Annotated in this window: 6 protein-coding genes, 3 tRNA genes and 2 pseudogenes; 5 read left to right on the forward strand and 6 right to left on the reverse strand. The window is 72.5% G+C overall.

Features of this window, described 5'->3' with window-relative positions:
- Positions 1–93: 93 nt before the first annotated feature.
- Together E1265_RS25240 and hrpA are read right to left on the reverse strand one after the other, a co-directional pair.
- A tRNA-Asp gene (locus E1265_RS25240) sits at positions 94–168 on the reverse strand.
- Positions 169–247: 79 nt separating this feature from the next.
- Positions 248–4,312, reverse strand: coding sequence for an ATP-dependent RNA helicase HrpA (gene hrpA / locus E1265_RS25245; protein WP_132933309.1), 4,065 nt, complete (start codon positions 4,310–4,312; stop codon positions 248–250).
- Positions 4,313–4,445: 133 nt separating this feature from the next.
- Between hrpA and E1265_RS25250 the strand changes: the two genes are divergently transcribed.
- Positions 4,446–5,480 (forward strand): ABC transporter permease, encoded by a 1,035-nt coding sequence (locus E1265_RS25250; protein WP_132933310.1) that lies wholly within the window; start codon positions 4,446–4,448, stop codon positions 5,478–5,480.
- 955 nt (positions 5,481–6,435) lie between these two features.
- Here the strand turns inward: E1265_RS25250 and E1265_RS39585 are convergent.
- Positions 6,436–6,635: pseudogene (locus E1265_RS39585) on the reverse strand (transposase); the annotation flags it as partial.
- 547 nt (positions 6,636–7,182) lie between these two features.
- On the opposite strand from E1265_RS39585, the gene E1265_RS25260 reads away from it, so the two are divergent.
- The 3 genes and pseudogenes from E1265_RS25260 to E1265_RS25270 all read left to right on the forward strand — a co-directional run.
- Positions 7,183–7,569, forward strand: a complete 387-nt coding sequence (locus tag E1265_RS25260) for an RNHCP domain-containing protein (RefSeq protein WP_132933312.1) — start codon at positions 7,183–7,185, stop codon at positions 7,567–7,569.
- Positions 7,570–7,598: 29 nt separating this feature from the next.
- Complete coding sequence (locus E1265_RS25265; RefSeq protein WP_132933313.1) at positions 7,599–8,015, forward strand: RNHCP domain-containing protein; 417 nt, start codon at positions 7,599–7,601, stop codon at positions 8,013–8,015.
- Positions 8,016–8,067: 52 nt separating this feature from the next.
- Positions 8,068–8,445, forward strand: a pseudogene (locus E1265_RS25270) (hypothetical protein); the annotation flags it as partial.
- A gap of 93 nt (positions 8,446–8,538) precedes the next feature.
- On the opposite strand, the gene E1265_RS25275 reads toward E1265_RS25270, so the two are convergent.
- The 3 genes from E1265_RS25275 to E1265_RS25285 form a co-directional block, all read right to left on the reverse strand.
- Positions 8,539–8,612: transfer RNA gene (locus E1265_RS25275), tRNA-Phe, on the reverse strand.
- A 4-nt stretch (positions 8,613–8,616) separates the two neighbouring features.
- A tRNA-Asp gene (locus E1265_RS25280) sits at positions 8,617–8,691 on the reverse strand.
- 133 nt (positions 8,692–8,824) lie between these two features.
- Positions 8,825–11,167 (reverse strand): tetratricopeptide repeat protein, encoded by a 2,343-nt coding sequence (locus tag E1265_RS25285; RefSeq protein ID WP_279571461.1) that lies wholly within the window; start codon positions 11,165–11,167, stop codon positions 8,825–8,827.
- 241 nt (positions 11,168–11,408) lie between these two features.
- Between E1265_RS25285 and E1265_RS25290 the strand changes: the two genes are divergently transcribed.
- Positions 11,409–11,765 (forward strand): type VII secretion target, encoded by a 357-nt coding sequence (locus E1265_RS25290; RefSeq protein WP_132933314.1) that lies wholly within the window; start codon positions 11,409–11,411, stop codon positions 11,763–11,765.
- The last annotated feature ends 16 nt before the right edge of the window (positions 11,766–11,781 follow it).

Here is an 11,781-nt window from a genome sequence, read left to right on the forward strand (position 1 = left end):
CACCCACCCCGCCCGGTTCACACCTCCCGGCGCACGCCACACGCAAAAGCCCGGATCCCTGTGGGGATCCGGGCTTCCGGTTCTCAACTTGCGCGGTCCTGACGGGATTTGAACCCGCGGCCTCCACCTTGACAGGGTGGCGAGCACTCCAAACTGCTCCACAGGACCAAGTCGCGAGCGCGACTCTACCCCAGATGGCGGGTACGGAGCCAATCGCCCCCGGCCGGCGACCCGATCAGCCCCCGGATCACGGGACCAGGGCGTCGATCGCCTTCAGGATGCGCTTGTCCGAGATCGGATACGCCGTGCCCAGCGCGTGCGCGAAGTAGCTGACCCGCAGCTCCTCGATCATCCAGCGGATCTCGGCGGCCCGCTCAGGCACCGGACGGCCAGGCGGGAACTGCTCGAGCAGCCAGGCGTGTTCGTCCCGCATCTCGCGGACCTTGGCCATCCTCGCCCGGTCACGCTCGGCGTGCTGCGGCAGCTGCTGCAACCGCCGGTCCACGGCCGTCACATAGCGCAGCAGGTCCGGCAGCCGGCGCGCGCCGTGCTCGGTCACGAAGCCGGCCGGCACCAGGCCCGCCAGCTGCTCCCTCACGTCCGCCAGGGAGTCCGCGAGCACCGGGCTGGTGATCGAGCGCAGCCGCCGCTCGCAGGTGCCCCAGGCGAGCAGCACCTCGCGCACCCGCCCCAGGATCCGCAGCGTGAGGTCGGTGATGTCGGCCCGCACCGCGTCGAAGAGCTTGCGGAAGCCCTCCTCGTCCCAGGCGGGGCCGCCGTGCGCCGCGATCAACTGGTCGGCCGCCGCGCTCACGCAGTCGGCGAGCAGCGCCGGCACGCTGCCGTGCGGGGAGCTGGCCAGCGCCAGCTTCGCCGCGTTGTCCAGTTGGCGCTGCGCGAACTTGGCCGGATCCGATGGGAGGTTGAGCAGAACGAGCCGCCTGGTGCCGCGCGCCATCGCCCGCCGCTGCTCCTCCTGGCTGTCGAAGAGCCGCACGGCGACCGACGAGCCCTCGTCGACCAGCGCCGGGTACGCCTTCACCGGTTGGCCGCCGCGCCGGGTCTCGAAGACCCGGTCGAGGGAACCGATGGTCCATGCGGTCAGCCCCGTGCGGGGAGCGCTGCGCGGCTCGGCCGAACCGTCCGCCGGCCCGCCGGCCGCCGCCGAGCCCGCCGCGGCCCGGTCCGCCGCGCTCGGCCCGGCGGCTCGAGCCCCCGCGGCCCGAGCCCCAGCGGTCTGAGCCGTCGCGGCGAACGCGCGGTCCAGCGCCCGCTGCGCAAGCGGTCGCAGCCGCTCCCTGAGCGCCGCCAGGTCCTTGTCCTCCGCGTCGGCGGAGGCTCGGCGGCGCCGCTCGTCCACGCCGCGGAAGGTGATCCGCAGATGGTCGGGGATCCGGCTCTCGTCGAAGTCGTCGGGGGCGACCCGGACGCCGGTCATCCTGGTCAGCTCGCGGGCCATGACCACCCGCAGCGGCGCACCGGTCGGCTCGGGGCCCACCTCGCCCAGGAAGCGCCGCGCCACGTCCGGCGCGGGGACGCAGTGCCGCCTGATCGGCTTGGGCAGCGACCTGATCATCTCGGTCACCAACTGCTCGCGCAGGCCAGGGATCTGCCAGTCGAAGCCCTCGGGGGTGATCTGGTTGAGGACCTGGAGCGGCACGTGGACGGTCACGCCGTCCGCGTCGGCACCCGGCTCGAACTGGTAGGTCACGCGCAGCGAGAGCCGGCCCTGCCGCCAGGTGTCCGGGTAGTCGTCCTTGGTGACCCGCCCGGCCCGCTCGTTGATGAGCATGGACTTCTCGAAGTTGAGCAGGTCCGGCTCTTCGTGGCGCTTCTTCTTCCACCAGGAGTCGAAGTGCGCCCCGGAGACGACGAACTCCGGCACCCGCTGGTCGTAGAAGTCGTACAGCGTCTCGTCGTCGACGAGGATGTCCCGCCGCCTGGCCCGGTGTTCGAGCTCCTCCACCTCGGCGAGCAGCTTGCGGTTGTCGTGGAAGAACTGGTGCGAGGTCCGCCAGTCGCCCTCCACCAGCGCGTTGCGGATGAACAGGTCGCGGGAGGTCTCGGCGTCGATCCGGCCGTAGTTGACCTTGCGCTGGGCCACGATCGGCACGCCGTAGAGCGTCACCCGCTCGTAGGCCATCACCGCCGCCTGCTTCTGCTCCCAGTGCGGCTCGCTGTAGGTGCGCTTGACCAGGTGGCCGGCGAGCGGCTCGATCCACTCCGGCTCGATGCGCGCGTTGACCCTCGCCCACAGCCGCGAGGTCTCCACCAGCTCGGCCGACATCACCCAGCGCGGCGGCTTCCTGAACAGCGCCGAACCCGGGAAGATCGCGAACTTCGCGCCCCGCGCGCCCAGGTACTCGTGCTTCTCGGTGTCCTTCAGGCCGAGCTGCGACAACAGGCCGGCGAGCAGCGACTGGTGGACGCGCGCCGGATCAGGGGCCTGGCCGCCCTCCCCGGCCTCGACGGCCTCGACGCCGAGCGAGCGGCCGACCTGGCGCAGCTGCGCGTAGATGTCCTGCCACTCCCGTATCCGCAGGTAGTTGAGGAACTCGGTGCGGCACATCCGGCGGAACGCCGAGGAGGACAGGGCGCGTTGCCGCTCCCGCACGTACTCCCAGAGGTTGAGCAGCGCCAGGAAGTCCGACTCCTCGGCCGGCCCCTCGCGGAACCGCTGGTGCTTGGCGTCCGCCTGCTGCTGCTTGTCGCTCGGCCGCTCGCGCGGGTCCTGGATGGAGAGCGCCGCGGCGATCACCATCACCTCGCGGCCGCAGCCGTTCCGCCCGGCCTCGAGGACCATCCGGGCTAGCCGGGGGTCGACCGGCAGCTGCGCCAGCTTGCGGCCGAGCTCGGTGAGCTTGGCGCCGGACAGCGCGCCCAGCTCCTCGAGCAGCTGCACGCCCGCCTTGATGGAGCGGTGGTCGGGCGCGTCGATGAAGGGGAAGCGCTCGATCTCGCCGAGGCCGGCCGCGTTCATCTGGAGGATCACGGAGGCCAGGTTGGTGCGCAGGATCTCGGCGTCGGTGAACTCCGGGCGGGAGAGGAAGTCCTCCTCGGAGTAGAGCCGGACGCAGATACCGTCGCTGGTGCGGCCGCAGCGGCCCTTGCGCTGGTTGGCGCTGGCCTGCGAGACGGACTCGATCGGCAGCCGCTGCACCTTGGTGCGGTGGCTGTAGCGGGAGATGCGGGCGGTGCCCGGGTCGATGACGTACTTGATGCCGGGCACCGTGAGCGAGGTCTCGGCGACGTTGGTGGCCAGCACGACGCGGCGGCCCGGGTGCGGCTGGAAGACGCGCTGCTGCTCGCCGTGCGAGAGGCGGGCGTAGAGCGGCAGCACCTCCGTGTGCGGCAGCCGCCGCTTCTCCAGCGCGTCCGCCGTGTCCCTGATCTCGCGCTCGCCGGAGAGGAAGACCAGGATGTCGCCCGGGCCCTCGGCCTGCAGCTCGTCGACGGCGTCGCAGATGGCGGTGATCTGGTCCCGGTCGGGTGCCTCGCCGTCCTCCTCGAGCAGGGGGCGGTAGCGGACCTCGACCGGATAGGTGCGGCCCGACACCTCGATGATCGGGGCCGGTTCGCCGTTGGCCTGCCGGAAGTGGCGGGCGAAGCGCTCCGGGTCGATGGTGGCCGAGGTGATGACGACCTTGAGGTCGGGTCTCCTCGGCAGCAGCTGGGCGAGGTAGCCGAGCAGGAAGTCGATGTTGAGGCTGCGCTCGTGCGCCTCGTCGATGATGATCGTGTCGTACTGGCGCAGCTCGCGGTCGTGCTGGATCTCGGCCAGCAGGATGCCGTCCGTCATGAGCTTGACCAGCGTGTCGTCCCTGGCCTGGTCGGTGAAGCGGACCTTGAAGCCGACGGACTCGCCGAGCGGGGTGCGCAACTCGTCGGCGACCCGCTGGGCGACGGTGCGGGCGGCGAGCCGGCGCGGCTGGGTGTGGCCGACGAGGCCCCGGATGCCGCGGCCGAGCTCCAGGCAGATCTTGGGCAGCTGGGTGGTCTTTCCCGAACCCGTCTCACCGGCCACGATCACCACCTGGTGGTCGCGTATCGCGGCCAGGATCTCGTCCTTCTTCTGGCTCACCGGCAGCTGTTCCGGGTAGCTGACCGCGGGCACGGCGGCGCGCCGCGCCGCGACGTGCGCCTCGGCGGCGTCGATGGCCTCGGCGATCTCGGTCAGCACGGCCTGCTGCGCGGCCGGCTTGCGGATCCGGCGCGCGCCGTCGAGGCGGCGGCCCAGCCGGCGCTCGTCGCGCAGGGTGAGCCCGGGCAGCCGCTCGGCGAGGGCGGAGAGGGAGGAGGAGTGCGTAGACATACGCACCCCAGGGTCTCACCCCGGACCAGCCGGCGGCGAGCCGTTATCGCCCGCCGGGCGCGGCGTCGCCGCCACCTCACCGCGAGCCGTTCGGGTATGCGGCATACGCCCCGTTTCGGCATATCGTGGCCGGGTGACAGGGGCGACTCACTGGGCCCGGCTGAACCGGGCGCTCAGCGAACGCTGGCGGGCCTTCCGCCGCACGCCCCTCTTCCCCGCCGCCGTGGTGTCGCTGCTCGCCGCCGCCTCCGCCGCCGCGTTCGCCGGCTGCTACACCTACGCGCTGGCCAACCCGACCCCGCGCCACGTGCCGGTCGCGGTCCTCGGCTCGCCGTCCGGCGGGACCCAGGTCCACGCCTTCGTCGACGAACTCGAACACCGGCTCGGCGCCTCGCTCGAGCTCCACCGCTACGCCGACTATCCACAGGCTGTGGACGCCCTGGAGACTCAGCGCGAGTTCGCGATCCTGCGCGGCGAGCGGGACCGGGTCGAGATGGACGTGGCGAGCGCGGCCGGCGCCAGCGTCGCGGAACTGCTGACCGAGGAGGGCCCGCCGGCGGCCAGGGCGGCCGGCGCGCGGATCACCGTGAAGGACGTCAAACCCCTGCAGTCTGGCGACCCGCGCGGCCTGGCCGTGTTCTACGTCACCATCGCCGCGGTGATCATCGGCTTCCTCGGCACCGTCCAGCTGTTCGTCAACGTCCCGAGCCTGCGGCCGGCGGCGCGGGTGGCGTTCACCGTGGGCTACGCGGCGCTCGGCGGCTTCTTCATCGTGGTGGTGGTCGACTGGTGGCTCGGGGCCCTGGAGCTGCCGATGCCGCAGTCGTGGGCGATCCTGACGCTGACCATGTTCACCGCCGGCATGGTCTACACCATGTTCAACGTCCTCTTCGGCCGCTGGGCGCTGCTGCCGACCTGGGCCCTGATGGTGATGCTCGGCAACCCCTCGTCGGGCGGCGCCGTCTCCTGGCCGCTGCTGCCCACCGCCCTCGGCGTCATCGGCCGGTGGCTGCCGCCCGGCGCCTCGGTCAACGCCCAGCACACCGCGATCTACTTCCCAGGCCACCAGCACGTGCAGCCCTACCTGGTGCTCGGCGGCTGGGCGCTGGGCTCGCTCGCCGTCTTCTGGCTGCTGCGCTACCGCGGGCCGGGCGCCCGACGCACGTGAAAGACCCCCTCGGCGGTGCCGAAGGGGCCCTCATCTCTCCTTGACGAGCTGTGGCTGGGGCCGGGGTGCCTTCTAGCGCGGGAGCGGATACGCAAGAATGAGCTTGCTACCACTACGGGGGAATTGAGACGTCACGCACAGCACGGTCGTGGGCTCGCCATCCCGACACGCGCTGCTGCTGATGTCCCATAAATGACGGTGCTGCCCCACGGCAGTCCGTAACGCGTCGTGGAAGCCGGGTCGGGGCCCGAAGCCCCGTGGACGGAGAGGAACCCGTGCGCATGGCGAGCACCACTGACCTGTGAGGCGCGGGCCGCTGCTCGGCTTGCTGTCAGGCGGTGCCCTGGTAGCCGTCACAGTGGCCTATCCGTGGATCGGCGTCATAGCGGTCCTCGGCCCCATCGCTCTCTTGTCCTGCGTCGTCTTACCCGGGGTCTGGTCGGCGAGTCCGTCCCGGCGTAAGGACGCCCGCGCCATGGTGGAGCTGCTGCTCGGCTCAACCAAGCGGGAGCGCCGGTGAGCGGCACCCAGCGGTGCCGAGCACCGCCCCTCAGACAGCCAGAAGCCCCGCGGGCACCGTCCCGCCGGGGCTTCGTGGGCCCAGAAGGGTGTAAGGAACCAACTCCAGCTCAGACGGTCCCCGAGCTTGTCCAGGACCAGCCGTCATCCGGGCCGAGGCTGTGTCACAGCGCTCTTGTCCGCGCGTACGTTGTGTGGACCGCTTCGGTCCGGTCCCCCGACAAGGTCATGAAGGCCACTTCCACCCCTCGGCCGGTGGTGTCCGTCGACGGTTCGGTCGAGGTGGATCCCCGCGTGGCCAGGTCCCGAGGCACGTACCCGTGCACGATGCTGTGTGGGGGTGCTGCCGCGTCGCCGAATGGACGCCCTGACGATCGGGGTCCCTTCCGGCACCGCCATGAGCTGAGCGACCTCGCCCCGGGCGTCCGTCTCGTACGTGGGGAAGGCAGCGCCACCGCACGTCTGTGCGGTCCACGTACAAGACCGCGTTCGTGATCTCGTGCAGGTCAGGCCCGGGTGGGCGGCCGATGTTCAGCGTGTGCCGGCGCCGCTCGGCTCGCCAAGCGGTCAGCGCCGGTTCGATCAACTCCCGCCGGCGTCGGGCAGATCACTCGGATACGAGCGACGCTCAGCCATGGCCTGGGCATACCGCCGGTCAGCGTGAGCGCCCAGGCGTGCGGACGCGCAGGCAGAATCACGGCTTCGGTCCGGACGTCTCGGGATGAGACAGGCGCAAGCCGACCCCACCTCACCCGTCACCCCACCCGTCACCAGGACCAACCCACTCCCGGCGGTGCGGCACTTCAGCGGCGGCGGCATACCCACACCGCTCCGACCTTCCTGCCACATCAGCGCAGGTGAAAATACCCAGGCGTCCCTAGGAACCCCCGTGCTACGTTCACGCGGTCCATTCCGTTGCTCACGGGCTTCTATGCCCTAAAGGAGGTGTTTTTGGTGACCCGGACCGCGCCGAGCGCGCCTCCGCGCACCGTGCGATCACCGTCCCTTCCGCCGCTCAGCACGCAGCGGACTCCCGGGACGGTATCCCGGTGTTCCCACCGCCACCCGCTGCCCGAGGGGCGTGGACGCAGATCGTCCGCCACCACCGCGCACTAGGGTGCCTCCGAGGCCGCTCGGCCTGCTCTTGCTGTCTTCATACTTTCCTCAGCAAGGAGCACCCCGGGTGTCCAGCAACAACCTCGACCCTCAGCACACCACTGCCCGCCACGTCCTCAGCACAGAGACCTTCGCCTGCGTCCGGTGCGGACTGACCATGTCGGCGCTCGCCCCCGACGGCCGACGCCGCAACCACTGCCCGTCTTGCCTCTACTCCCGGCATGTCCTCGACCAGGTCGAGGGCGGTGCCTCGGCATGCGGCTCGCGGATGAGCCCGATCTCCATCGCGGTGCTGCGCACCGGCGACTGGATGCTGATCCACCGCTGCGTCCGCTGCGACGAGCTGACCTCGAACCCGGTCTGCGGGGACGACAACCAGCTCATCCTGATGCGGATGGCCGTACGGCCGCTGGCCGAGCCTCCTTTTCCGCTCGAAGTGTTCGGAACGCTCTGAGCACCCGCCACCGAAGGGAGAGACCAGCCATGCCACGACGTAAACACACGCAGCAGCGCCGACCGCAGCGGCACAAGGACGTGCTGCACAGCAACGGCCGACACCGGGCACACGACTTCCGGTGTGCGGGCTGCCGGCTCGACGTCTCACTCGACGCGGTCGGCACCGCACACCGCAACCACTGCCCCAACTGCCTGGCCAGCCTCCACGTCGACCGCCGCGTCCCTGGCGACCGCGCCGCGGACTGCCGCGGCCGCATGGAGGCACTGAGCCTGACCGTACGACCGGACGGCGAATGGATGATCATCCACCAGTGCCTGTCCTGCGACGAGCTCAGCGCCAACCGTATCGCCGGAGACGACAACGCCCTCGCCCTGATGCGCCTGGCCCTCCGGCCGCTTCAGGACGGTCGGGTCGCCCGCAGCGCACTGCTCACCACGCTGTGACATCGCTCCGCCCGGGCGGACGAGTCCCGTCCGCCCGGGCGCCGCACCCTCATTGGGTGCCCAGCCCACGGGCGGCTGCGCAGGGAGGTGGTCACCGCGGCGACCTACTGACCTGGGCCCTCGAAGGCCAGCTCGCCTCCGTCGAGGAAGCCGACTGCTCGGTCAGGGAGTATCTCCACGACGCTGGCGGCAACCGCCTGATCTCACGCTCCCGATCAAGTCCACCCTCTGCCTCGGCAACACCGAGCTCACCCCCTGGCAGCGGGCGCCACGACACCACGCGCCACCCTCGGCTGGGAACTCCGTACGAGCCCGCTTCCACGCCCATCGGCACTCGGGCGTCTCCCTCCTGCTCGACCTGGGCGTGCCCCCGCACACGGTGATGGAGATCGCAGGGCATAGCGACCACGGGATGACCACGAAGGTCTACGCGCGCGTCGCTGGACAAGGGTTTGGCGTAGGAACGCGGAACGGCCCCGGTGGACATGATCCACTGGGGGCTGTTTGTGCTGCTCAAGGAAGGTGGCTGGGGCCGGGATCGAACCGGCGACCTTCCGCTTTTCAGGCGGACGCTCGTACCAACTGAGCTACCCAGCCGGAGCGGTCCTGACGGGATTTGAACCCGCGGCCTCCACCTTGACAGGGTGGCGAGCACTCCAAACTGCTCCACAGGACCCGGCTTGTCGCGATTCCCCCGAACGCCGGGGCGATGTCGCTGAAGCAGCGTATCACGCGGAAGAGGGGCCGCTCATCGCGTTAACCGCCGGTCAGGCCCGCCGGCGGTGGCGGGAGCGGCGCCGGCGAGGGCGCTAATCGGGCTCCGTCTCCTTGAGCTTGGCCCGCAGTTCCTCGACCGCCGGATGCCCGATCTGGCCGCCGATCTCCACCGCCGCCCGGCGCGTGCTCCGGGCCGCGTCGAGGTCGCCGGCGGCCAGCTGGGTGTCGCCAAGGTGGTTGAGGATCTCCGTCTCGTGGAACCGGTCACCGAAGCCCCGCACCAGCACCAGGGCCCGGGCGAAGCAGCGGGCGGCCTCGACGTACTCGGCGAGGTGGTGGTGCGCGTAGCCGAGGCTGTCCCAGGCGCCGGCCTCGGCGTGCCGGTCGCCGAGCTCCCGGTTGAGCTCAACGGCCTGGGCGCAGTAGTCGAGCGCCCGCCGGTGGTCGCCGAGCACGGCGTGCAGCCAGCCGACGTTGTTCAGCGCCAGCGCCTGCCCCGCTCGGTGCCCGGCCCGCCGGTAGAGCTCGAGCGCCCGGTCGTTGTGGTCGAGCGCGTCCCGCTGCCGCCCCAGTTGGTCGCAGACCCAGCCCAGGCCGCGCCTGGTGTCCGCCTGGCTGACGTCGTCGCCCAGCTCCCGGTACCGCCGCAGCGCCCGAGTGAAGTGCCGGTGCCCGTCCTCGAGGAGCCCCATCTGGGTGTACGCCCGGCCGAGGGCGCGGTGCGCGTCGGCCTCCCGGGCCTGATCGCCGAGGCGGACCGCCGCGTCGAGCGCGATCCGCTGGGTGGCCGCCCAGTCGTGCCAGTGTCCACGGTAGTCGAGATACGTCTCGAGCGCCCGGGCGAGACCCCATGCCTCGGCCGGGGCGCCGGCGGCCACCGCCAGGTCGAGGGCGCCGAGCAGCACTGGGTGCTCCGCGGCGAACCAGTCGAGCGCCGCCTCGCGGTCCGCCGGCTCCTCCACCGTCACCCCGGGCGGCGCGGGCGGCAGCCCGAGCGGCTCCCAGTGCGGGGCAAGACGCCGGTTCGCGGCCTCGGCCGAGCGCAGGCAGTGCTGCATGAGACGGCGGCGGGCGGCCCGCTGGTCGGCCTCCGGGTCGAAGGACTCCACGAGCTCGCGGGCGTACGCGCGCAGCAGGTCGTGCGGGGCGTACCGGTCGGGCGCCGGCTGGTCGACGAGGTGCACCCGGCCAAGATCGGCCAGCAGCGGCCGCACCCGGTGCGCCGGCGCACCGGCCAGGCTGGCGGCGGCCGGCAGCGAGAGGTCGGGCCCCGGGTGGAGGCCGAGCAGCCGGAACAGCCGGGCGGCCTCGGGGCTGAGCGCCCGGTAGGACCAGGAGAAGACGGCGCGGACGTCGGTGGCCGTGTCGCCGCCGTCGAAGGCGTCGAGGCCGAGCCTGGCGTCGCGCAACTCGGCGGCGAGCGCCCGCAGCGGCAGAGAGGGGTGCGCCGCGGCCCGCGCGGCGACGACGGCCAGCGCCAGCGGCAGCCCGCCGCAGACCGTCAGGATGTCGTCGACGGCCGACGGCTCGGCGGCCGGCCGGTCGGGGCCGAGGTGCCGGGTCAGCAGGCGCCGCGCCTCGTCCTGGGCGAGCAGCCCGAGCGGCAGCGGCCGCGCCCCCTCGGTGGCGATCAGCCCGGTGAGCCGGTCCCGGCTGGTCACGATGACGGTGCTGCCGCCTGAGCCCGGCAGCAGCGGCCGCACCTGGTCGGCGCCGGCCGCGTTGTCGAGGACGATCAGCACGCGGCGCCCGGCGAGGAGCGACCGGTACCGCGCGGCCTGGGCCTCGGGCTCCGGCGGCAGCGCCAGCGGGTCGTCGCCCAGCGCGTCGAGGAAGCCGCGGATCGCGGCGGCCGGCGGGACGGGCTCGGCCGACGGGTCGAAGCCGCGCAGGTTCACGTACAGCTGCCCGTCCGGGTAGCGGTCGAGGTTCCGGTGGCCCCAGCGCAGCGCGAGCCAGGTCTTGCCGACGCCGCCGACACCGCTGATCGTCAGCAGGCCGAGGGAGCCGCCGGCCGCGCCCGCGGCCTCGGCCACCAGCCGGTCGAGCCCCGCGAGCTCCCGCTCCCGGCCGACGAACGTCGCCGGCGCGTGCGGGAGTTGGCGCGGCACCCGGTCGAGCGCCGCGGGCGGCGGCGGGGCCTGCGCGGGCTCGGGGTGGTCGGCGATCCTGGCCCGGGCCGCGAGCCAGCGTTCCAGGTTCGCGTCGTCGCCACAGGCCAGCACGAACGCGGTCAGCACCCGCGGCGCCGGCGGCGCCGCGCGGCGCAGCATCTCGGCGGCCGTGCTGCGCGGCAGCACCTCGCCACGGCGCTCCGCCGCCCGCTCAAGATCCCGGAACGTCAGCCCGGAGCGCTCCCTGAGCGCGCGTAACGCCGCCTGGAACTCGACGCCGTCCCGAGGCTCACGCCAGCCGCCTTCCCACCCCTGCCCCATGGCGACCATGGTCGGCGACGCGCGCCCCGCTGGCAACGGATCTGTCGTCCGACGCTGCCACGCGCGGTCCGTCCACCGCGCTGACCTGCACGGACACCGAGCCGCTGTCCGGGACTGTCCGGGACAGTCGCCATCCGTTGCCCGCCGCCGAGTGGCCCGGGCAGCCTCGATGAGGCGACCGCGGCGCCACCGCCGCGCTCCGCAGACCCACGGTACGCAGACGAGACGGGGGAGTCACACGATGAGCGACGAGATCAAGCTCGCGCCGGAAGAGGTTGACCGGGTGATGGGCGTCATCGCCCAGGCGTACAGCGAGATGGAGGCCGTGGCGACCGGCATCGGCGGGCACAGCGCCAACGTCGGCTCCGCCTACCAGGGCTCCGGCACCCGCACCGCGATGGCCACCTACGAGGACCTGGGCCGCGCCGGGCAGGCGCTGGCGACCGTCCTCGACGGGCTCTCGCGGGACCTCGGCCTGACCGCGAACACCGGCCGCGAGACCGACGCCGACGCCGAGGGGGCCCTCTCCAGGGTGCAGGTGGCCAGCGTCGGGGACGCCGGCACCGGCGTGGACATGGCCGTGGCGCGCGGCATCTGACCGCGCCCACCCACCC

Source organism: Streptomyces sp. 8K308 (assembly GCF_004348315.1).
In the GTDB taxonomy this organism is placed as follows: Bacteria; Actinomycetota; Actinomycetes; order Streptomycetales; family Streptomycetaceae; genus Streptomyces.